The organism is Nocardiopsis halophila DSM 44494 (assembly GCF_000341245.1).
Lineage (GTDB): Bacteria > Actinomycetota > Actinomycetes > Streptosporangiales > Streptosporangiaceae > Nocardiopsis_A > Nocardiopsis_A halophila.
This window is the reverse complement of record NZ_ANAD01000085.1, coordinates 43,977-65,766: the sequence shown is the minus strand read 5'-3', so window position 1 is coordinate 65,766 and position 21,790 is coordinate 43,977. Positions and strand designations below refer to the sequence as shown.

The following is a 21,790-nucleotide window of genomic DNA, read 5'->3' as shown; positions in this document are numbered from 1 at the left end:
GTACGGCAGCCCGTTCCCCCACGGCGGTAACGGCTCCGGCGGGGCGGCGGAAAGGAGCGTTCCCTCCATGAACGGCACCGACGGCACCGGAGTCACCGACCGCCTCACCGCCCTCGTCGAACGGGTGCGCCGCGACCCCGGGGCGGTCGGATGGCTCTTCCCCGCGGTCAGCAGGAGGGTCGGGCGCGGCCCCGGCCCGTCCGGCGATCCCGAAGGGGTCCTCGGGCCCACATTCCAGGACGGTGCGCGGGCCGCCGTGGTCGCCGCGCTCCGCGACACCGTCGGCCCCGAACGGTTCGCCGAGGAGGTCGAGGCCCTCTACCGGTTCGGCGACGCCGAGGAGAAGCGCGCCGTGCTGCGCTCCCTGCCCCTCCTGGGCCGGGGCGGGGACGCCGACCGGCTCGCCGCCGGGCTCATCGCGGACGCGCTGCGCGGCAACGACCCCCGGCTCATCGCGGCCGCCCTCGGCACCCCGGCGGCCGCCGCCCTCGACGACCACGCCTGGCGGCACGGCGTGCTCAAGTGCCTGTTCAGCGACGTCCCGCTGGCCGCCGTGCACGGCCTGGCCGAGCGCGCCGACGCCGAGCTCGGCCGGATGGCCGCCGGGTACGCCGCCGAGCGCGAGGCCGCGGGGCGGGAGGTGCCGGCCGACGCCCGGCGGCTGATCGCCCTCTCTCCGCACCCGGCCGACTCCCCCGGCACCGACGACGGCACCGGAGCCGGTCCCTCCGCTCCGCCCACCACCGGCCAGGAGGCGTGATGCGCATCTTCGACCCGCACGTCCACATGACCTCCCGCACCACCGACGACTACCGGCGGATGTACGAGGCGGGGGTCCGGGCCCTCGTGGAGCCCGCGTTCTGGCTCGGCCAGCCGCGCACGAACCCCGGATCCTTCCACGACTACTTCGACGGCCTCGTGGGCTGGGAGCGCTTCCGCGCCTCCCGCTACGGGATCCGGCACCACTGCGCCATCGCCCTCAACCCCAAGGAGGCCAACGACCCCCGCTGCACCGAGGTGCTGCGCACCCTGCCCCGCTACCTCGCCAAGGACGGGGTGGTGGCGGTGGGCGAGGTGGGTTTCGACGCCCTGACGGCCGAGGAGGAGAAGGCCTTCCGGCACCAGCTCGCCCTGGCCGCCGAGCACGGCCTGCCGGTGCTGGTGCACACCCCGCACCGGGACAAGGCGGCCGGGACCCGGCGCACGCTCGAACTGGTCGCCGAGTCGGGCCTGCCGCCCGAGCGGGTGCTGGTGGACCACCTCAACGAGACCACCGTGGACCTGGTCGACGGCTCCGGCTGCACCCTCGGGTTCTCCATCTACCCCGACACCAAGATGGACCCCGTCCGCATGGTGCGCATCCTCCAGGAGCGCGGCCTGGAGCGGGTGGTGGTGAACTCCGCCGCCGACTGGGGCCACAGCGACCCGCTGTCCACCGCGCACACGGGCGAACAGATGCTGCGCGCCGGGTTCACCGAGGACGACGTGGACCGGGTGCTCTGGCGCAACCCCGTGGAGTTCTTCGCCCGCAGCGGGCGCCTGCTGCTGGAGGAGGCCGTCCCCGACACCGGCGGCGCGTTCGCCGGCAACTCCGTCCTGCGGGGCCGGCACGCCGAACCCGATCCCCCCGCCACCGAGCCCCGAGAGGACTGACGCGCGTGCGCATGCGGCACCCCGACGGCACCACCGTCCACATCGCCTACTGCACCAACGTGCACCCGGCCGAGGACGTCGACGGCCTCATCGCCCAGATCCGCCGCTACGGCTCCGGGGTCCGGCGGGCCCTGGACACCGGGCGGCTCGGCCTGGGCCTGTGGCTGCCCGCCCCGGCCGCACGCGAGCTGGCCGCGTCGGCCGCCGAGACCAAGCGCCTGCGCGCCGCCCTGGACGCCGCCGGCTGCGAGGTCGTCACCCTGAACGCCTTCCCCTACGCGCGCTTCCACGCCCCGCGGGTCAAGCACGACGTGTTCACCCCCGACTGGACCGCGCCCGAGCGGCTGGAGTACACCCTGGACTGCGCCCGCGTGCTGGCGCGGCTGATGCCCGACGACGCGGTGCGGGGCAGCGTCTCCACCGTGCCGCTGGGCCGGCGCGAGGGCTGGGGGCCGGAGAGCACCGCCCGCGCCCTGGCCAACCTCGACCGGCTCGCCGGCGGGCTGGACGGGCTGGCCGCCGAGGAGGGGCGCACCGTCCGCGTCGGCCTGGAGCCCGAACCGGGCTGCGCGGTGGAGACCGCAGACGACGCCGCCGCGCACCTCGGCGGCCGCTCCGGGGCCTCCCGAGTGGGACCGCGGGTGGGCGTGTGCCTGGACACGTGCCACCTCGCCGTCGGCTTCGAGGAGCCCGGCGAGGCGCTGGAGCGCGTGCGCGGCGCGGGCCTGCCGATCGTCAAACTACAGGCCTCGGCGGCGGTCGAGGCGCCCCGCCCCGGGGACCCCGGGCAGCGCGCGGCGCTGCGGGCGTTCGCCGAGGACCGCTTCCTGCACCAGGTGCGGGAGGGGCCCGCGAAGGGCGGCGGCCCGGGGGCCAGGGACGACCTGCCCGATGCGCTGGACGGGGCCGACCCGCTGCCCGGCGCGGCCCCCTGGCGCGTCCACTTCCACGTGCCCGTGCACCGTCCGCCCGCCGCACCGCTGCTCGGGACCGGGGACCACCTCTCCGCGGTCCTGCTCCACGCCTTCGGCGGCGCCGCTCCGCTCACCGACCACGTGGAGGTGGAGACCTACACCTGGTCCGTGCTGCCCGAGCGGGAGCGCCCCGCCGGCGACGACGGGCTGATCGCGGGGATCGCCGCCGAGATCGCCTGGACCCGCGACCGGCTCACCGCGCTCGGCCTGGAGGTGGCGTCCTGATGCCCGCCCCGCACCCGGTCCTGGTGGTCGACGCCGTCGGCCTCACCCCGCGCCTGCTGGAGCACGCGCCCCGCCTGAAGGCGCTGGCCGACCAGGGGTGGCAGGCGCCCCTGGACACGGTGCTGCCCGCGGTGACCTGCCCGGTGCAGTCGACCTTCCTCACCGGGGGCCTCCCCCGCGACCACGGCATCGTCGGCAACGGGTGGTTCTTCCGCGACCTCGGCGAGGTCATGCTCTGGCGCCAGCACAACCGCCTGGTGCAGGGGGAGAAGGCGTGGGAGACGGCCCGCCGCGCCTTCCCCGGCTACACGGCGGCCAATGTGTGCTGGTGGTACGCCATGGGGGCGAGCACCGACTGGACGGTCACCCCGCGCCCCGTCTACCACGCCGACGGCCGCAAGTCCCCCGACTGCTACGCCCGGCCGCCCGCCCTGCACGAGGAGCTGACGTCCTCGCTGGGGCCCTTCCCGCTGTTCGACTACTGGGGGCCGACCGCGTCGCTGCGCTCCACCGCGTGGATCGTCGCCGCGACGCGCGCCCTGCTCCCCCGGGCCGACATGACCCTGTGCTACATCCCGCACCTCGACTACGACCTGCAGCGCCACGGTCCGCACTCCGAGCAGGCCCGGACCGCCGTGCGGGACATGGACGCCGCGCTGGCGCCCCTGCTCGACGACGCGGCCGAGCGCGGGACGCGGGTGCTGGTGGTGAGCGAGTACGGGATCACCCCGGCGAGCCGCCCGGTGCACGTCAACCGGGCGCTGCGCGAGGCGGGCCTGCTGGAGGTCTACACCCAGCACGGCATGGAGTACCTGGACCCGTGGGCCTCGCGCGCGTTCGCCGTGGCCGACCACCAGGCGGCACACGTCTACGTCGCCGACCCCGCCGACGTTCCGCACGTGGCGTCCCTGGCCTCCTCGCTGCCCGGTGTGGACCTGGTGCTCGACAAGGCGGCCCAGGCCGACCACGGGCTGGACCACGAACGCTCCGGCGAGCTGCTGCTGGTCGCCGGGCCGGAGGCCTGGTTCACCTACTACTACTGGCTGGACGACGCTTCGGCGCCCGACTTCGCGCGCGGCGTGGAGATCCACCGCAAGCCCGGATTCGACCCCGCCGAGCTGTTCCTCGACCCCGCCGCCCCGAACGCCGCCAAAGCGCGCGCCGCGCTCAACCTGGCGAAGAAGAAGGCCGGCCTGCGCTACACGATGAACGTCGTGCCGACCGACGCCCGATGGGTCCGCGGCACGCACGGGCGCATGCCGGACGACCCCTTGGACGGTCCGGTCGCCGTCTGCGGCGACCCGTCCTTCTCCCGGGACAGGATCGCCGCGACCGACGTCCGCGACCTCATGCTCGGCCTCGCCGGTGTGCCGGCGCCGGCGAGGCCGACCCGCCCGTGACCCCTGAGGCCCCGACCCCCTAAGGAGCCGACACCATGCCCCGACCCGTCACCCTGTTCACCGGCCAGTGGGCCGACCTGCCGTTCGAGGAGGTGTGCCGCCTGGCCTCCTCCTGGGGCTACGACGGCCTGGAGATCGCCTGCTGGGGCGACCACTTCGACGTCCGCCAGGCGGTGGAGGACCCGTCCTACGTCGACGCCAAGCGCGCGGTGCTCGGCAAGTACGACCTGAAGGTGTGGGCGATCTCCAACCACCTCACCGGGCAGGCCGTGTGCGACGACCCGATCGACCACCGGCACAAGGACATCCTGCGCCCGCGCATCTGGGGCGACGGCGACCCCGAGGGCGTGCGGGGGCGCGCGGCCGAGGAGATGAAGCTGACCGCGCGCGCGGCCGCCCGGCTCGGTGTGGACACCGTGGTCGGCTTCACCGGGTCGCCGATCTGGAAGTACGTGGCGATGTTCCCTCCGGTGGGAGCGGACGTCATCGAGGCCGGGTACGCCGAGTTCGCCGAGCGCTGGAACCCGATCCTGGACGTTTTCGACGAGGTGGGGGTGCGCTTCGCCCACGAGGTGCACCCCTCCGAGATCGCCTACGACCATTGGACCACCGAGCGCGCGCTGGAGGCCGTGGGGCACCGCGAGGCGTTCGGGCTGAACTGGGACCCCAGCCACATGGTCTGGCAGGACATCGACCCCGCCGCCTTCCTGTGGGACTTCCGCGACCGCATCTACCACGTGGACTGCAAGGACACCCGCAAACGCGTGGGCGGCGGCCGCAACGGCCGGCTGGGCTCGCACCTGCCCTGGGGCGACCCCCGCCGGGGGTGGGACTTCGTCTCCACAGGCAGGGGCGACGTGCCGTGGGAGGACTGCTTCCGCACGCTCAACCGGATCGGCTACCACGGGCCGGTCTCCATCGAGTGGGAGGACGCCGGGATGGACCGGCTGGAGGGGGCGGCCGAAGCGGTGGCGTTCGTGCGCTCCAACCTGTTCGACGCCCCGGACGCCTCCTTCGACGCGGCGTTCGGCTCCGCCGAGGAGGAGGCCGAGCAGTAGTCGTCCGAGGAGGGGATCCCCGTCCCCGGCAGGCCGTTCCCGCCTGCCGGGGACGGCCTCCGCTTGTGCGACTGGCCAGTAGCCCTAAGACTGGCGTGGCTTACACATGCCAAGGCCCAGAAGGCCTGACATAGCGGGGGAAAGACGAAACATGACCGGGTCGCGGATCGTGGCGCTCGGCCACTACCAGCCCAGCACCGTGCTCACGAACGACGACGTGGCCCGGCTCACCGACACCAGCGACGAATGGATCCGCAGCCGCGTGGGCATCCGCACCCGCCACGTGGCCGCGCCCGGCGAGACCGTGGACGAGATGGCCGCGAACGCCGCCGCCAAGGCGCTGGCCAACGCCGGGACCGAGGCCGCCGACGTGGACATGGTCGTGGTGGCCACCTCCACGGCCGTGGACCGGAGCCCGAACATGGCCGCGCGGGTGGCGGCCCGGATCGGCGCCCCGGCCCCGGCCGTGCTGGACGTGAACGTGGTCTGCTCTGGCTACCCGCACGCCCTGGCCACCGCCGACCACGCCGTGCGGGCCGGGGCCGCGCGCACCGCCCTGGTGGTGGGCGCGGACAAGATGACCGACGTCGTGGAGTGGGCCGAGCGCTCCACCTCGGTCCTCGTCGGCGACGGCGCCGGGGCGGCGGTTCTGGCCGCCTGCCCGGACGGGGCCGAACCGGGGGTGGGCCCGGTGCTGTGGGGCTCCTTCCCCGAGATGGGCGACGCGATCCGGATCGGCGGCACGCCCACCCGCTTCGTGCAGGAGGGCCAGGCCGTCTACCGGTGGACCACCACCCGCCTGCCCGCGCTGGCGCGCGCGGCGTGCGAGCGCGGCGGCGTGGCGCCCGAGGAGCTGGGGGCGCTGGTCATGCACCAGGCGAACCTGCGCATCATCGAGTCCATCGCCCGCGGCATGGGCGCCCCGCAGGCGGTCCTGGCGCGGGACGTGGTGGAGTCGGGCAACACCTCGGCGGCGAGCATCCCGCTGGCCTTCTCCAAGCTCCTGGAACGGGGCGAGGTGGAGAGCGGCGTCCCGGTCCTGCTCTTCGGTTTCGGCGGCAACCTCTCCTACGCGGGCCAGGTCGTCCGCTGCCCCTGACGCCGGGTCGGCCTTCGGGCCCGATGGTCTCCGGAAGGGGTGGATTCTTCTCAGGGGTGGGAAAGTGAAGCGTGCTCCCGCCCCCGGACACGACGAGGATCCCCATGAGAGTCCCCCTTTCCACGGTGAGGGCCGCAGCGCTGAGGACCGCGGCGCTGGCGTCGGCCCTCGCGCTGGTCACCGCCGGCTGTTCCGCCGCCGGCAACGCCCCGCGTGTGGCCGCGCTCGTCCCTGAAGGGGGCGTCGACGACGACGCCTACCCGACGATCCTGATCGCCTGGTGCGACGCCGTGCCGCGGCAGGTCGACATCGGCGAGGAGTACCGGTACCGGACCGAGGCCGAGTTCGACGACCACCTCCTGGAGGTCGACCTGGGGGACCCGGGCGAGGACTGGTCGGTCTCGTTCGTGAACGGCGACGGCTCCCTCACCGAACTCCCCGGCGGCCCGGTGGTGGACCCCATGGGCATGCAGGTTCTGGCCGTCGGCGTCGGCTCCCAGGCCACCGAGGGAGGCGCCGCCGCCGAACACGACCTCGGGACCGTGCACGTCTCGGCGGACCGCCTCACCCGGCAGGCCGAAGAGTACGAGGGAGGGCTGCCGGCGGCGCTGGTCACCGAGTCCAGCCGCCACGACGCACAGGAGACCGTCCCCCTCGACGACGTCGAGCCCGACTGCTGAGGGGCAGGGCGCCTCAGGCGTCGTAGTCGACGGCCACCTCGGCTCCCATGGGGCGGGACTGGCAGGTGAGGATGTAGCCCGCCTCGATCTCGGCGGGTTCCAGGGCGTAGTTGACCGGCATGTCCACCTCGCCCTCGCACAGTTTCGCCCGGCAGGTGCCGCAGACCCCGCCCCGGCAGGCGAAGGGGGCGTCGGCCCGGACCCGCAGGGCCGCCCCCAGCAGGGGTTCGGCGTCGCCGTCGGTGTCCACCGTGCTGGTGCGGCCGTCCAGGGTGAAGGTGAACCGCGTCGACGCCGCGGGGGCCGGGCCGCCCGCCGCGCCTCCCGCCTCGGAGGTGCGGCGCCTGCGCGGCGGCGGGGCCCCCTCGACGTGGAACAGCTCGAAGTGCACGCGCTCCCGGGGCACCCCCCGGTCGGTCAGCACCTCCGTCACCGTCTCCACCATCTCCTGCGGACCGCACAGGTACCAGTGGGCGACGCCTGCGGTGTCCGGGAGCACGCCCAGCAGCTCCCCCATGCGCTCGGCGTCGATGCGCCCGCTGGTCAGCGGGGCCTCTCCCTGCTCGCGGCTGAGCACGTGCAGCAGCTGGAAGCGCGCGGGACGGCGGTCCTTCAGGTCGTTCAGCTCCTCCAGGAACATCACGTCCCGGGAGGTCCGGTTGGCGTAGACCAGGGTGAAGGTGCTCTCCGGCTCCCGGGCCAGCGTGGTCGCGGCCAGGGAGAGCACCGGGGTGATGCCGCTGCCGGCCGCGACGGCGACGTGCGCCCGGGCGGCGCCGGGGTCGAGCGGGACGTTGAAGCCGCCCAGCGGAGGCATCGCCTCCAGGGCGTCCCCCGGCTTGAGGGCGTCGTTGGCGAAGCAGGAGAACGCGCCGCCCTCCAAGCGCTTGACGCCGATCCGCAGCGGCCCGTCGGGAGCCGGGGAGCAGATCGAGTAGGTGCGCCGCACCTCCTCCGCCCCGCCGGGGCGGCGCACCGTCAGGTGCTGCCCCTGCACGAACCGGAACTCCTCGGCATGCTCGGGCGGGACATCCAAGGTCACCGCCACCGCGTCGTCGGTCAGCCGCTCCACGGCGGACACCGTCAGCGTGCGGAAGGCGGCCCTGCGGCGGCCTGCGGTCATGACTCTCCCGTCTGGTCCGTGCCGGCACTGTGCTTGTGCGGACCGTGTGCGGACCTGCGCACCTCCGCCCGGCCCTCTCCGGCGCCCTACAGCGGTTTGACGTGGTCGAAGGGCTCCTTGCACGACGTGCACACCCGCAGCTCCTTACAGGCGGTGGAGCCGAAGCGGCTGAGCGTCCGGGTCTCGGGCGAACCGCAGCGCGGGCACTTCACGCTCAGCCGGACCGGGACCGGCCCCACGGGCGCGGACCCGCTCGGCGGAGCGATCCCGTGCTCGGCGAGCTTGCGCCGCCCCTCCTCGGTGATCCAGTCGGTGCTCCACGCCGGCGACAGCACGGTGCGCACCTCGGCGTCCTCGTGGCCCAGCCGCGCCAGCCGCTCGCGCACGTCCTCGCGGATCGCCTCCATCGCCGGGCAGCCCGAGTAGGTCGGGGTGATCACCACCACCGGCCGCCCGTCCGCGCCGCGCTCCACCCCGCGCAGGATGCCCAGGTCGCGCAGGGTGAGCATGGGCATCTCGGGGTCGGGCACCGCGGCCGCCTCCTCGGCGACGCGCTCCAGCGCGGCGTCCCGGGTGCGGACCGGCCCGGTCACCAGAGTGCTCCCGGGTGCGACCGGTGCAGGTGCTGCATCTCGGCCAGCAGGTAGCCGAAGGCCTCGGTGTGCACGCCCTGCCGGCCGCCCCTCCCGGCGGGGCCGGTGACCGGCGGCACCTCCGGGCGGGCCAGGCCCGCCTCGGCCAGCACCCCGTCAACGCAGGCCTCCCAGGCCGGGCGCAGCTCGGGCGGGTCGGCGCCGAGCCCGGCCGCGGCGACCGCGGCGAACACCGGGTCGGAGGCGAAGAGCTCCGCGGTGGAGGGCCAGGCCGCCTCCAGCGCCGCCGCCATCCGCTCGCTGCTCTCCTCGGTGCCGTCGCCCAGCCGCACGGTCCACCCGGCGGCGTGGTCGCGGTGGTAGGCCACCTCCTTGACCGCCTTGCCGGCGATCCCGGCCAGGGTCGCGTCGGCCGAGCCCGCCAGCCGCGAGTAGAGCTCGAACTGGTAGGCGGAGAACAGCAGCTGACGGGCGACGGTGTGCGCGAAGTCGGTGTTGGGCAGCTCCACCAGCAGGCAGTTGGCGAACTGGTCCTCGCCCCGCAGGAACGCCAGGTCGTCCTCGGTGCGCAGGACGCCGGTGAGCCGCTCCTCCAGGGAGCCGGCGTAGGTCAGCAGGGAGCGCGCCTGGCCGAGCAGGTCCAGGGCGGTGTTGGCCAGCGCCACGTCCTCCTCCAGCTGCGGCCCGCGGGCGGCCAGCTCGGCCAGCCGGTGGGAGGCGACGAGCGCGTCGTCGCCCAGCCGCAGCACGTAGGCGGCGAGCGCGGTGTCCGGCCCGGCGTGGGCCGATCCCCTCTCCTGGCCGCTCACAGGTGCTCCACCCCCTCGGGGACCGGGTAGAAGGTGGGATGCCGGTAGACCTTGTCCTCGGCCGGGTCGAAGAACGCGTCCTTGTCCTCGGGCGCCGATGCGCTGATCTCCGCCGCCGGGACCACCCACACGCTGACGCCCTCCTGCCGCCGGGTGTACAGGTCCCGCGCGTTGTGCAGTGCGTGCTCGGCGTCGGCGGCGTGCAGGCTGCCGACGTGCACGTGGGACAGTCCGCGCCGGGCGCGGACGAAGACCTCCCACAGGGGCTGGTCCGCCATCGTGTCTCTCCCGCCTCTCACCTCAGGCCGCCGCGGTCCGGCTCCGGGCCCGGCTCTTGGCCGCGTGCGCACGGGCCGCCTCGCGCACCCAGGCCCCTTCGCGGTGGGCGTCGCGCCGGTGCTCGATGCGCTGCTTGTTGCAGGGCCCGTTCCCCTTGAGGACCTGCATGAACTCGTCCCAGTCGGGGGTGCCGAAGTCGTAGTGGCCGCGTTCGGCGTTCCAGGCCAGGTCGGGGTCGGGGAGGGTGAGCCCGAGCGCCTCGGCCTGCGGAACGATCATGTCGACGAAGCGCTGGCGGAGCTCGTCGTTGGAGAACCGCTTGATGTTCCAGGCCATGGACTTCTCCGAGTGCGTCGACTCCGAGTCCGGCGGGCCGAACATCATCAGCGAGGGCCAGTACCAGCGGTCGACCGAGTCCTGGGCCATCCTGCGCTGCGCCTCGGTGCCGCGCGCCAGGGTGTACAGGAGGTCGAAGCCCTGCCGCTGGTGGAAGCTCTCCTCCTTGCAGATGCGCACCATCGCACGCGCGTAGGGCCCGTAGGAGCAGCGGCACAGGGGCACCTGGTTGGTGATCGCGGCGCCGTCGACCAGCCATCCGATGGCGCCGACGTCGGCCCAGGAGACGGTGGGGTAGTTGAAGATCGACGAGTAGCGCTGGCGCCCCTGGTGGAGCAGGTCGAGCAGTTCCTCCCGGGCCACGCCCAGGGTCTCGGCGGCGCTGTACAGGTACAGGCCGTGCCCGGCCTCGTCCTGCACCTTGGCGATGAGCACCGCCTTGCGGCGCAGCGAGGGGGCGCGGGTGATCCAGTTGCCCTCGGGCTGCATGCCGATGATCTCGGAGTGGGCGTGCTGGGCGATCTGGCGGATCAGGGTGCGCCGGTAGTCGTCGGGCATCCAGTCGCGCGGCTCGATCCGCTCGTCGGCGGCGATCCGCTCCTCGAAGCGCCGCTGCTCCGGCGCGTTCTCCGGCGCCGCCGTCGCCGTCCCTCGGTCCGTCATCGCGGGTCCTCCCCCGGCCATAATACCGACCGAACGTTCAGTGAGAAATTACCGCCCGGAGAAGGGCGGGGTCAACGGCGCGACCCCGCCCTCTCCGGCCGCGGAGCGGCCCCGTTCGGCCGTACTGCTCAGCCGTGCCGCCGGGACTGCACGAAGCTGAACCGGCCGGCGACGAACGCCGGGTCGGTCAGCGAGGTGGTCGCCGCCCGGTTGGCGCCGCTGCCGTGGTAGTCGCTGAAGGCCGCCGACTGGTTGACGAACACCTGCCCGGTGAGGTTCTCCGACAGGTTCACCCCGGCGTCCAGGGCGGCCTTCTCCGCCTCGGCCAGCACCTCCTCGGAGGTGGAGTAGACCGCGGCGGTCAGTGCGCCCCGGCGCTCCACGCTCCGGCGCAGCAGCCGCAGCGACTCCCCGGTTCCGGAGGTGGGCACGAGGAAGGAGACCGGGCCGAAGTGCTCGCGGCCGAACACCTCCTCGCGGTCGGCCTCCACCCGGACCACGGCCGGGGTGCGCACGGTGGCGTCGGCGAAGTCCGGGTGGGCGACCTCCTCCGAGCGCCGCACNCCCCCCCCCCCCGCCCCCGCCCAGCCGGTCCATCACGCCCTCGTTGGCGATGGCGCCGAGCACGCCCGCCGCCTTGGCCGGATCGCCCAGCAGGCGCCCGAGCGCGCCGGACAGGTCCTCGCCGACCTGCTCGGCGCTCTTGCGGCCCTCGTCGGTGTCGATCCCGGCGGCGGGCACGAAGATGTTCTGCGGGGTGGTGCACATCTGCCCGCTGTACAGCGACAGCGAGAACGCCAGGTTGCCCAGCATCCCCGCGTAGGAGTCGGTGGAGTCCACCACCACGCAGTTGACCCCGGCCTTCTCGGTGAACACCGCGGCCTGGCGGGCGTTCTCCTCCAGCCACTCGCCGAACTCGCTGGAGCCGGTGAAGTCGACGATCCGCACCTCGGGCCGCAGCGCCAGGTCGGCGGCGATCCGGTCCTCGGCCCGCTCGGCGGCCAGCAGCACCGCGTTCGGGTCCAGCCCGCACTCGGCCAGCACCTCGCGGGCGACGGCCACGGTGACCGCCAGCGGCAGCACCGCCCGCGGGTGCGGCTTGACGATGACCGTGTTGCCGGTGACCAGGCTGGCGAACAGCGCCGGGTAGGCGTTCCAGGTGGGGAAGGTGTTGCAGCCGATGAGCAGGGCGGTGCCCCGCGGGACCGCAGTGAAGCGCTTCTCCATCACCAGCGGGTCGCCCTTGCGCTGGGGCTTCTCCCAGCGCACCGCGCCGGCGTAGCCGGTGGTCATGTCGTGGCCGTAGGCGAGTGCCTCCAGCCCGCGCTCCTGGGCGTGCGGGCCGCCGGCCTGGAAGGCCATGACGAAGGCCTGGCCGCTGGTGTGCTGCACGGCGTGCGCCATCTCGAAGCTGCGCTTGTTGATCCGGTCGAGGATCTCCAGGCAGATCCCGGCGCGCGCGTCCGGGCCGGCGTCCCGCCACGGCCCGGCGGCCTGCCCGGAGGCGGCGATCAGCGCGTCGGCGCCGGCGCGGGGGTAGCCCGTGCCCAGCGCCAGCCCGTACGGGGAGCGCTCGGTGACCACGCGGTCCCCGGTGCCGGGGTGGCCCTCCAGCGGGAAGTCCCGCCCCAGGTAGGCCTCGAAGGCCGCCTTTCCGGCCGGCGCCGCCTCCTCCCCGTACACCTTGGGGCTGGGGGATTCGGGGTAGGGCGACCAGAAGTGCCGTCCGCGGATCGCGCCGACCGCCTCCTCCAGGGTCTTGCGGTGCCGTTCGTAGAGCTCGCTGGGGTCCATGGGCGGCCTCTCCCTACGCGTCGTCGCGTCCTGCTGCGCTTTCCAGCACCGATGGCCGCCGGGCCCCTTGACAGCGCCCCGGCCGGTGGTGCTTGTCTATGCCGTACTTACTAACCGACCGTTCGTTCAGGCCGCAAGGGTCCGTCCCCGCGCCCCGCCGGGGTGCGCCAGCCGAAAGGACGACGCCGTGACCGACCCGTCCCCCCACCCCGCCGGCGCCAGGCGCCTCGGACCCGCCCCCGGCCCCGGGATGCTCGACCCCATGGAGCGCGCCGACCGCGGGATGCTGGAGGAGCACCAGCTCAAGCGGCTGCGCTGGACCCTCGCCCACGCCTACGCCCACCAGCCCTTCTACCGGCGCAAGTGCGAGGCCGCCGGGGTGCACCCGGACGACCTGGACTCGCTGTCGGACCTGCGGCGCTTCCCCTTCACCACCAAGCAGGACCTGCGCGACGCCTACCCGTACGGGGCGCTGGCCGTGCCGCACGACCGGGTGCTGCGGCTGCACGCCTCCAGCGGCACCACCGGGCGGGCCACGGTGGCCGGGTACACGCGCGGCGACCTGGACATCTGGTCGGACCTGGTGGCCCGGTGCATCCGCGCCTCCGGCGGGCGGCCCGGGGAGAAGGTGCACGTGGCCTACGGCTACGGGCTGTTCACCGGCGGCCTGGGGGCGCACTACGGGGCCGAGCGGCTCGGGTGCACGGTCATCCCCGTCTCCGGCGGGCAGACGGCGCGGCAGGTGCAGCTCATCGACGACCTGCGGCCCGAGACCATCATGGTCACCCCCTCCTACCTGCTCACCATCGCCGACGCCATGCGCGAGCAGGGCATCGACCCGCGGGCGAGCTCGATGCGCACCGCGATCCTGGGCGCCGAGCCGTGGACCGAGGACATGCGCGCCGAGATCGAGGAGGCCTTCGACCTGCACGCGGTGGACATCTACGGGCTCTCGGAGGTGATGGGGCCCGGGGTGGCCAACGAGTGCGTGGAGTCCAAGGACGGGCCGCACGTGTTCGAGGACCACTTCCTGCCCGAGACCGTCGACCCGGTCGACGGCGCGCCGGTGCCCGACGGCGGCGAGGGGGAGCTGGTGTTCACCTCGCTCACCAAGGAGGCCATGCCGGTGGTGCGCTACCGCACCCGGGACCTGTCCCGGCTGCTGCCGGGGACCGCCCGGCCCGCGTTCCGGCGCATGGAGCGGATCGGCGGGCGCAGCGACGACATGATCGTGCTGCGCGGGGTGAACCTCTTCCCCACCCAGGTCGAGGAGCAGGTGCTGCGCGTCCCGGCGCTGTCGCCGCACTTCCAGCTGGTGCTGCGGCGCCCGGGGCGACTGGACGAGATGACGGTGCGGGTGGAGGCGCGGCCGGGCATCGCCGAGCAGGAGCGCACCCGGGCCGGGGCCGCGCTGGCCGAGGCGGTGCGCGAGCACACCGGGGTGGGCGCCGCGGTCGAGGTGCTCGACCCGGGCACCCTGGAGCGGTCCACCGGCAAGGTGCGCAGGACGATCGACGAGCGGCCGTGACGTCGGACACCGTTGGCGGCGCGAGCGGCGATGCGCGCACGGGCACGGTCGCGGCCGGGGTAGATTCACCCTCTGTGTCCCGCTCCACTCCCCCCGGCCCCGCCACCCCCGCGCGCCGCCGCGCCGGACGCCCCGGCCACGACGCCGACTCGGTCCTGCGGACGGCGGTTCGGGTGTTCAACGAGCGCGGGTACGACGGCACCAGTATGGAGGACCTGGCCCGCGCGCTGGGCGTGACCAAGTCCGCCATCTACCACCACGTCTCCGGCAAGTCCGAGCTGCTGCGCCAGTCGCTGGACCGCGCGCTGGACGCCCTGTTCGCCGTCACCCGCGAACCGGAGGCCCGGCGCGGGCCGGCCCTGGGCCGCCTGGAGCACGTGCTGCGCGGCAGCGTGCTGGCGCTCGCCGAGGAGCTGCCGCACGTGACGCTGCTGCTGCGGGTGCGGGGCAACACCCCGGTGGAGCGGCGGGCGCTGGAGCGGCGCCGCGAGTTCGACCGGTTCGTCGCCGACCTGGTGCGCGAGGGGATGGCCGAGGGCTCGATCCGCCCGGACGTCGACCCCGACGTGGCGGGGCGGCTGCTCTTCGGCATGGTGAACTCCCTGGTGGAGTGGTACCGCCCCGGCGGCGGCCTGGACCCCGAGGCCCTGGCGGCGCAGGTGGCGGCGGTCGCCTTCGAAGGCCTGCGCAAGGACTGACGACCAGGGAAGCGGCCCCTGGCCGTTCCCCTCGGCCGCCCCTTGCCACGTGCAAGGCCGCAGTTCGAGGTGGAGCGTCCGCAGCACGGCGAGGACGAACGGTCGCGTTCGCCGCAGTGGTGGACGTTCCGTCCGGCCGGAGCAGCGCCATCGTTACGGGCATGAGCCGACCCCGAGCCGCCTTCGGCCCCGCAGGGGGAGGCGTCGGCGCCCCCGGAATCCGGCGGCGGCACGAGGGGCGAGCGCGAGCCCGCTCCGGCCGCCCGAATCCGGCTCCCTTCCCCCGCTCTCCTTCCTCCTCCGAGAGCCCCGGGCCTTCCGTCTCCTCTCCGCCCTTCCGTCCACAGGGTGCGTGGCACACCCCGGTGGGGCGTGCCCGGACCGCTACGGTGTGCAGCAGAACGCCCCCGGAGCGAGGAGGATGCCGTGTCCTTGGGAGGACGGGCGGCCCGGGCGGCGGCCGCACTCGCCGTGGCCGCCGCCGTCCTCGCCGCCGTTCCAGGCGCTCCGGCACGGGCCGCTCCCGCCGCGCAGGAGCCCCCCTCGGGCGGCCCGGCCGTGGTCGTCGGGATCCCGGGCCTCATGTGGGAGGAGGTCGACCGGGACACCATGCCCGAGCTGTGGTCGCTGGCCGGCCGCAGCGCGATCGGGGACATGTCGATCCGCACCGCCACCTCCCGCACCTGCCCCGTCGACGGGTGGCTCACCGTCTCGGCCGGGCAGCGCGCGTTCAGCGAGCGCCAGCGGCACTCCATCTGCGAGCTCCCGGTGCCCCCCGAGCGCGACGGCGAGGGCGCGGTCGTCAAGGACTACGGCGACCACGTGGCGGTCAACGCCGCATCGCCCTACACCGCCCGCGTGGGCCTGCTCGGGAGCACCGTGCACGAGGCCGGGGGCAGCACCCTGGCGGTCGGCCCCGGCGCCGCCCTGGCCGCCGCCGACGAGGACGGGCGCGTCGACCGCTACCTGGCCACCCCCGCCGCCCTCACCGAGTCGCAGATGGCCGAGGCCCGGCTGACCGTGGTCGACCTGGACGGCCTCTCCGACCTGTACCTCGACCCGCCGGTGGACCCCGAGGCCTCTCCCTCCGGCCCCGCGGCCTCCCCGGAGGGGGAGGCCGAGCCCGAGCCCGACCCGGTGCAGCACGAGGACCGGCTGGAGGCGCTCTCGGCCATCGACGACCGGCTCGCCGAGGTCGTGGACGCCCTCCCCGAGGACGCGACGCTGATGGTGGCCGGGGTGTCGGTGGAGGCCGGGCCGTCCAACCTCAACGCGGCGCTGCTGCACGGCCCCGGCCCCGTCACCGGCGACGGGTACGGCGGGGGCTACCTGACCTCCGAGTCCACCCGGCGCGACGGCCTGGTCACCCTCACCGACGCCAGCCCCACCGTCCTGCGCTCGATGGGGCTCACCCCGCCGCCCTCCATGGTCGGGCGGACCTGGGCCTCCGTCGAGCGCCCCGGCGAGCTGGAGACCGCCGTGGACGAGCTCGCCGAGTTCAACACCGCGGCCAACGTGGTGGGGTCGCTGATGGCCGGGTTCTTCAGCCTGCTGGTCGCCCTGCAGCTGCTCATCTACGCCGCGGCCGCCTACGCGGTGCACCGCTACGGCGAGCGCGACCGGGACAAGCGCGCGACCGTGCTGGCGGCGACCCGGGCGGTGGCGCTGGGCGGGGCGGCGGTCCCGGTCGCCAGCTACCTGGCCAACCTGGTGCCCTGGTGGTCCTTTCCCGCCCCGGAGGCGGCGCTGCCGCTGTGCGTGCTGCTGTTCGCGGCGCTCATCGCCACCGCGGCGCTGGCCGGCCCCTGGCGCCGGGACATCCTGGGGCCGATGACGGTGGTCGCCGGGATCACCACCGCGGTGCTGTTCACCGACATGTGCACCGGCGCGACCCTGCAGATGAACTCGCCCATGGGGTACACGCCCATCGTGGCCGGGCGCTTCTACGGCCTCGGCAACATCGCCTTCGCGACCTTCGCCACCGGCATGCTGATGACGGTCGCGGGACTCGCCCACTACCTGATCGCGGCCGGGCACCGCCGGGCGGCGGTGGCCGTCGCCCTGGCCATCGGGGGCGCGACCGCGCTGGTGGTCGGCTGGCCGGGGCTGGGCACCGACTTCGGCGGGCTGTTCGCCCTGGTGCCGGGGCTGGCGGTGACGGTCCTGATGATCGCCGGGCGCACGGTGACGATCACCCGGATGGTGCTGGTCTGCGCGGCCGGAGCCGCCGTGCTGGCGGCGATCGCCTACTGGGACTACCTGCGCCCGCCCTCGCAGCGCAGCCACTTCGGGCTGTTCGCCTCCCAGGTGCTGGAGGGCGGCGCGTGGCCGGTGGTGGCCCGCAAGCTGACCGCGATGCTGGGCACCCTGGGCAACTGGCAGCTGACGCTGCTGGCCGGCTGTGCGCTGCTCTTCCTGTTCGCGGTGCTCAACAAGCCGACCGACTGGCGGATGGGGGTGCTGCAGCGGGCCTACGAGCGCGCGCCCACGCTGCGCGCCGGACTGACCGGGTCACTGGTGACGGCGCTGGTGGGCTTCGCCGCCAACGACTCGGGGATCGCCATCCCGGCGCTGGCGCTGACGGTGGCGGTGCCGCTGACGCTTTCGGCGGCCACCTGGGTGCTGCGGCGCGACGGGCCGGGCGCGCGGCTCAGTCCTCGAAGCCCTTCGGGAAGTCCACCGTGACCCGGTGCATCTCGCGCCGCTCGGTGTAGTCGGGCACCGCGTAGTGCTGCACCGCCCGGTTGTCCCAGAAGGCGATGGTGCCCACCTCCCAGTGCAGCCGGACCTGGTACTCGGGGCGGCGGATCCGGTCGCACAGCATCGGCAGGAGCGCCTCGTTCTCCCACTCGTCCAGGCCGGTGATCCGGGTGACCGAGCTGCGGTGCACGTACAGCAGCCGGCGGCCGGTCTCGGGGTGCACGCGCACCACGGGGTGCTCCCGCGGCGGGAAGCGGCGCTGCAGGTCGGCCAGGTCGAGCGGGTGGCCCTTGGACACGGCCTTGCGGACGCCCAGGGTGATGTCGTGCACGGCGGTCAGGGAGTCGGCGAGCGTGCGGACCTGGGGCGAGAGGCCGTCGTAGGCGGCGCAGGCGCTGGCCCACAGGGTGTCGCCGCCGACCTCGGGCAGCACGACGGCGCGCAGGATCGACGCGTGCGGCGGGTTCGGCATGAAGGTGTTGTCGGCGTGCCAGCTGTCGCCGCCCTCGCCCTTGGGACTGGTCTGGTTCAGCACGTGCATCGCGTCGGCGACCGGGTCGCCGGAGGGCTCCCCGGCCTTCATCGGCGGCGTGTTGAGCTCGCCGAACCGGAGCGCGAAGCGGACGTGCTGCTCGTCGGTGATGTCCTGGCCTCGGAAGAAGAGCACTCCGTGGTCGAGCAGGCCGCGGTGGACGGTGCCGACCTCTTCGCCGGACAGGTCCTGGCTCAGGTCCAGGCCGGTGACGTAGGCGCCGACGCGCGCGGTCGCCTTGGTGAACTCGATGGCCATGCCGGGACGCCTCCCCATGAAGCAAGCAGTTGCTTGGTGTGGTGAGGCTAACACCGCACCCCGTTCATGAGCACGCTCGCGCTTCACTCATGTCACGAATAGGCCACAGCCGTGTGGTATCGTCCGGGACGGAGGCTTGTTCTAAGCTCCTTAGCATCCAGCGGGCGTGTGAGAGTTCCAGCCCACGGGTCGCCCCGCAGGCCGCCGCGTCCGGCCCGGCCACCCGCAACCCGGCCGCCCGCCCCGGAGTCGAGCGATCGCCGACGACGAAGACCACGCAGATGCCGGTCCCGCCAGGGGCCCGGCATGAGGGGTAGAGCCATCACGATGAGTCAGCAGTCCCGCCGCGACCATGCGCCCGCTCACGCGCGAGCACACGCGTTCGGCGCCCGCCCGGAGCAGGGCGCCCCGCGGACCGCTGCCCGGGCCGGGGGCGCCGAGGGCGCCCGACCCGGAACTCCCGGAGCCGCCATGCCCGCCCTGACGATCACCAGCCACGCCCACGACGAGGGCCTGGTCCTCACCTTCGAGGGCGAGGTCGACCTGGCCACCGAGCGGCGGTTCCACACCGCCGCGCGCGAGGCCGTCGAGTCCATGCCGCACGGACGGGTGGTGCTCGACTTCTCCCGCCTCGACTTCATCGACTCCAGCGGGCTGCGCGTGCTCATCCAGGCCCACAAGCTGGCCAAGGAGCACTACGCGGCGGTGATGGTCGCCGCGCCGAACGAGCGCGTCGCCCAGATCCTGCGGGTCACCGCGATCGACACCCGGGTGCCGGTCATGCCCGACGTCGCCGCGGCGCTGGCCGCCCCGCTCAACGCGCCCAGCCCCTGAGTCCGCCGGCCGGTGTGCCCGGTGTGGCCGGTTCCGGCCACACCGGTCCCGGCCCCGTCCCTCACGCCGCGTGGCCCGCAGAGGTCCACAGCAGCCACACGCCCAGCGCCAGGACACAGAGGTTGACCGCGCCGAACACCACGACCCACGCGGTGCCGGGCATCCCGGTGAGCCGGTGCAGCTGGTCGGCGTCGGAGTGCGGGGAGGGCTGGCGCCGCCGCTGGGACTGCAGCTCCAGCACCGGCCGCACCCCGGCGACCAGCATGAACCAGGTGAAGAAGTAGGCGAAGCCGGCCTGCACCTCGGCGGGGGTGAACCAGGAGACGCCGAACACCAGGGCGCCCGTCCCCACCACCGACACCACGCCGTACAGGTTGCGGATCATCACCAGCAGGGCCGCCAGCACCAGCACCGAGAGCCACAGCAGCGCGGTGATGCGGTTGCCCAGCAGGAACACCACCCCGATCAGGCCGACCAGCGACGGGGTGACGTAGCCGGCGAACACGGTGAGGACCATCCCGATCCCCTCCGGCCGGCCCCGGGAGACGGTGACCCCCGAGGTGTCCGAGTGCAGCCGGATCCCGGTGAGCTGGCGCCCGCTGAGCAGCGCCACCAGCGCGTGCCCGCCCTCGTGGGCGATGGTCACCGCGTTGCGCGCCAGTCGCCAGGGCCCTGAGGTGGACACCAGCGCCAGTGCGACCACCCCGGTGGCGACGACGAGCCACCACGGCGGCGCCGTCTGGGTCGAGAAGACCTCGGACACGACATCCTCGAAGGAGGTTCCCTCCATGGCGCGCTTTCCCGTCCTCGCTCGGTGGTCGGCGGCCGGTCGTCCCCGGCCGTCCGCACGGGGCGTGGGCCCCGCACCTGAAGGGGAGGGTAGGCCATCGGCCGCACCGCGGAAGCCGCGGCGGCGCTGATCGCGGGGCCGGGGCGGCCCCGCCCGGCGCCGGCGGGCCTCAGTCGTCGGAGCGGACCTCGACCGCGCCGCTGGTGGAAGAGGCCCGGATGCTGCTGTCCGAGCCGCCGTCGTCCTCGACCCCGACGTCGACGGCGCCGCTGGTGGACTCGGCCTGCACGTCGTAGGCGCCGTCGGGGACCGTCAGCTCGACCTCCCCGGAGGTGGTCTCGGCGCGCAGCGAGTCGAAGCGCTCGCGCGTGAGGACCTCGACCATGCCGGAGGTGCTCTCCAGCTCCGCCGCGGAGAACGCGCCCTCGACCTCGATCACGCCCGAGGTGCTCTCGGCGGCCAGCCGGTCGACGTCCAGGCCCTCCATCTCCATCTCGCCGGAGACCGAGCGGGCCTCCACCGACCCGTCCGCCCCGTCCACCTCGATCATCCCGGAGACCGTCTCCAGGACCGCGCCTCCGCCCAGGTCCTCGACCTCGATCGGGCCGGACACCGACTCGGCCCGCACCGCGCCGTCGACGCCGACCACCTCGACCTCGCCGGAGGCGGTGCGCACCTCGACCTCGGCGCCCAGGGGGACCGTCACCTCGTAGTCGACCGCGCACACCGACATCAGTGCGGCCTGGCACCCGGCCTCGGCGCGGACCACCCCGCCCCGCTCGTCCAGGCTCTCCTCCGGCTCGAACAGCAGGGACCGCCGCAGCTCGGTGCGGACCTCCACCGCCCCGGTCTCCGCCCCGGTGACCGTCACCCCGCCCGGCGTCCGGTTCTCGACCACCACCCGCTCGGCGCCCTCGAAGCTCTGGGGGGCGCGCTCCTCGCTGCCGACCGGGACCGCGCCCAGCGCCACCGCCGCGCCGAAGAGCACGGCGGCGACCGCCGCCACGGTCCCCAGCCACATCCAGCGGAACCTCCGCTGCCGCGGGACCTTGCTCGACGAGGCGTAGAGGCCCCGCGCATTGAACGTCATGGCTTCCTCCCTTCGGGGGCCGCGGCCTCCACGCCGCGGAGGTACTCCAGTACGGCGCGCACGCGCCGGTGGTCGTGGTCGTCCTGGCCCAGGTCGAGCTTGGTGAAGATGGAGCGGATGTGCTTCTCCACCGCCCGCTCGGTGATCACCAGGCGCTCGGCGATGCCGGCGTTGTTCAGCCCTTCGGCCATCGCCGCCAGCACCTCCCCCTCGCGCGGGCTGAGCCGCTCCAGGGAGCTGTCGGCGCGCCGGCTGAGGAGCTGGGAGACGACCTCGGGGTCGATGGCCGCACCGCCGCCGGCGACCCGCCGCAGCGCCTCCATGAACTCGTCGATGTCGGCGACCCGGTCCTTGAGCAGGTATCCCACCTTCGACGCGCCGCCGCCGAGGAGCTCTCCGGCGTAGCGGCTCACCACATGCTGGGAGAGCAGCAGCACCGCCACCCCCGGGTGCTCGCTGCGGATGCGGATGGCCGCGTCCATGCCCTCCTCGGAGTAGCCGGGGGGCATGCGGATGTCGACCAGGCACAGGTCGGCCTCCGGGTGGGCCGCGACGGCCCGCATCAGCGCCTCGGCGTCGCCCGCCTGGGCGAGCACCTCCACCCCTTCGTCCTCCAGGAGCCGGGCCATGCCGCTGCGCAGCAGCACCGAGTCCTCGGCGATGATCACCCGCAT

Annotated in this window: 20 protein-coding genes and 1 pseudogene; 11 read left to right on the top strand and 10 right to left on the bottom strand. The window is 74.3% G+C overall.

Features of this window, described 5'->3' with window-relative positions:
- Positions 1-67 precede the first annotated feature (67 nt).
- The 7 genes from D450_RS0111540 (at position 68) to D450_RS0111510 (ending at position 7,089) form a co-directional block, all read left to right on the top strand.
- Positions 68-760, top strand: coding sequence for an EboA domain-containing protein (locus D450_RS0111540; protein WP_017538818.1), 693 nt, complete (start codon positions 68-70; stop codon positions 758-760).
- Positions 760-1,653, top strand: coding sequence for a TatD family hydrolase (locus tag D450_RS0111535; protein WP_017538817.1), 894 nt, complete (start codon positions 760-762; stop codon positions 1,651-1,653). Before D450_RS0111540 ends, D450_RS0111535 begins: the two co-directional genes overlap by 1 nt.
- 5 nt (positions 1,654-1,658) lie before the next feature.
- Positions 1,659-2,852: a metabolite traffic protein EboE gene (eboE, locus tag D450_RS0111530; protein ID WP_017538816.1), complete on the top strand. Its 1,194-nt coding sequence runs from the start codon at positions 1,659-1,661 to the stop codon at positions 2,850-2,852.
- Positions 2,852-4,252, top strand: a complete 1,401-nt coding sequence (locus D450_RS0111525; RefSeq protein ID WP_017538815.1) for an alkaline phosphatase family protein — start codon at positions 2,852-2,854, stop codon at positions 4,250-4,252. The genes eboE and D450_RS0111525 overlap by 1 nt, the downstream gene beginning before the upstream one ends.
- Before the next feature lie 35 nt (positions 4,253-4,287).
- A complete protein-coding gene (locus D450_RS0111520; RefSeq protein ID WP_017538814.1) occupies positions 4,288-5,310 on the top strand; it encodes a sugar phosphate isomerase/epimerase family protein in 1,023 nt (340 codons plus the stop codon).
- Positions 5,311-5,461: 151 nt separating this feature from the next.
- Positions 5,462-6,409 carry a beta-ketoacyl-ACP synthase III gene (locus tag D450_RS0111515; RefSeq protein ID WP_017538813.1) on the top strand — a complete coding sequence of 316 codons (948 nt, stop codon included), beginning with the start codon at positions 5,462-5,464 and terminating at the stop codon, positions 6,407-6,409.
- Between the two features lie 104 nt (positions 6,410-6,513).
- Complete coding sequence (locus D450_RS0111510; RefSeq protein WP_152520826.1) at positions 6,514-7,089, top strand: hypothetical protein; 576 nt, start codon at positions 6,514-6,516, stop codon at positions 7,087-7,089.
- Between the two features lie 13 nt (positions 7,090-7,102).
- Here the strand turns inward: D450_RS0111510 and paaE are convergent, their stop codons facing one another.
- The 6 genes and pseudogenes from paaE to paaN form a co-directional block, all read right to left on the bottom strand.
- Entirely contained in the window at positions 7,103-8,212 is a 1,110-nt protein-coding gene (gene paaE, locus D450_RS0111505; protein WP_017538811.1) for a 1,2-phenylacetyl-CoA epoxidase subunit PaaE, read from the bottom strand.
- An 86-nt stretch (positions 8,213-8,298) separates the two neighbouring features.
- Positions 8,299-8,805, bottom strand: coding sequence for a 1,2-phenylacetyl-CoA epoxidase subunit PaaD (gene paaD / locus D450_RS0111500; RefSeq protein ID WP_017538810.1), 507 nt, complete (start codon positions 8,803-8,805; stop codon positions 8,299-8,301).
- The gene (gene paaC / locus D450_RS0111495) at positions 8,802-9,614 is read right to left on the bottom strand and encodes a 1,2-phenylacetyl-CoA epoxidase subunit PaaC (RefSeq protein WP_017538809.1); all 813 of its coding nucleotides are present in this window, start codon (positions 9,612-9,614) and stop codon (positions 8,802-8,804) included. The genes paaD and paaC overlap by 4 nt, the downstream gene beginning before the upstream one ends.
- Positions 9,611-9,892 carry a 1,2-phenylacetyl-CoA epoxidase subunit PaaB gene (paaB, locus tag D450_RS0111490; protein ID WP_017538808.1) on the bottom strand — a complete coding sequence of 94 codons (282 nt, stop codon included), beginning with the start codon at positions 9,890-9,892 and terminating at the stop codon, positions 9,611-9,613. Before paaB ends, paaC begins: the two co-directional genes overlap by 4 nt.
- A gap of 22 nt (positions 9,893-9,914) precedes the next feature.
- Positions 9,915-10,892, bottom strand: a complete 978-nt coding sequence (gene paaA / locus D450_RS0111485; protein WP_017538807.1) for a 1,2-phenylacetyl-CoA epoxidase subunit PaaA — start codon at positions 10,890-10,892, stop codon at positions 9,915-9,917.
- Between the two features lie 128 nt (positions 10,893-11,020).
- A pseudogene (gene paaN / locus D450_RS30025) lies at positions 11,021-12,686 on the bottom strand (phenylacetic acid degradation protein PaaN).
- Positions 12,687-12,873: 187 nt separating this feature from the next.
- Between paaN and D450_RS0111475 the strand changes: the two are divergent.
- The 3 genes from D450_RS0111475 (at position 12,874) to D450_RS0111465 (ending at position 17,597) form a co-directional block, all read left to right on the top strand.
- On the top strand, positions 12,874-14,214 hold the full coding sequence (locus tag D450_RS0111475) for a phenylacetate--CoA ligase family protein (RefSeq protein ID WP_017538806.1): 1,341 nt from the start codon (positions 12,874-12,876) through the stop codon (positions 14,212-14,214).
- A gap of 74 nt (positions 14,215-14,288) precedes the next feature.
- Complete coding sequence (locus tag D450_RS0111470) at positions 14,289-14,912, top strand: TetR/AcrR family transcriptional regulator (RefSeq protein ID WP_017538805.1); 624 nt, start codon at positions 14,289-14,291, stop codon at positions 14,910-14,912.
- Between the two features lie 426 nt (positions 14,913-15,338).
- Entirely contained in the window at positions 15,339-17,597 is a 2,259-nt protein-coding gene (locus D450_RS0111465; RefSeq protein ID WP_017538804.1) for a hypothetical protein, read from the top strand.
- Here D450_RS0111465 and D450_RS0111460 read toward each other — a convergent pair.
- On the bottom strand, positions 17,563-18,402 hold the full coding sequence (locus D450_RS0111460) for a TauD/TfdA dioxygenase family protein (RefSeq protein WP_017538803.1): 840 nt from the start codon (positions 18,400-18,402) through the stop codon (positions 17,563-17,565). The genes D450_RS0111465 and D450_RS0111460 overlap by 35 nt on opposite strands.
- A 471-nt stretch (positions 18,403-18,873) precedes the next feature.
- On the opposite strand from D450_RS0111460, the gene D450_RS0111455 reads away from it, so the two are divergent.
- Positions 18,874-19,236 (top strand): STAS domain-containing protein, encoded by a 363-nt coding sequence (locus D450_RS0111455; protein ID WP_017538802.1) that lies wholly within the window; start codon positions 18,874-18,876, stop codon positions 19,234-19,236.
- A gap of 61 nt (positions 19,237-19,297) precedes the next feature.
- Here D450_RS0111455 and D450_RS0111450 read toward each other — a convergent pair whose 3' ends face one another.
- From D450_RS0111450 to D450_RS0111440, 3 genes are all read right to left on the bottom strand, one after another.
- Entirely contained in the window at positions 19,298-20,026 is a 729-nt protein-coding gene (locus D450_RS0111450) for a M50 family metallopeptidase (protein WP_017538801.1), read from the bottom strand.
- 169 nt (positions 20,027-20,195) lie between these two features.
- Positions 20,196-21,116: a DUF4097 family beta strand repeat-containing protein gene (locus D450_RS0111445; RefSeq protein ID WP_017538800.1), complete on the bottom strand. Its 921-nt coding sequence runs from the start codon at positions 21,114-21,116 to the stop codon at positions 20,196-20,198.
- Positions 21,113-21,790: a response regulator transcription factor gene (locus D450_RS0111440; RefSeq protein ID WP_017538799.1), complete on the bottom strand. Its 678-nt coding sequence runs from the start codon at positions 21,788-21,790 to the stop codon at positions 21,113-21,115. Before D450_RS0111440 ends, D450_RS0111445 begins: the two co-directional genes overlap by 4 nt.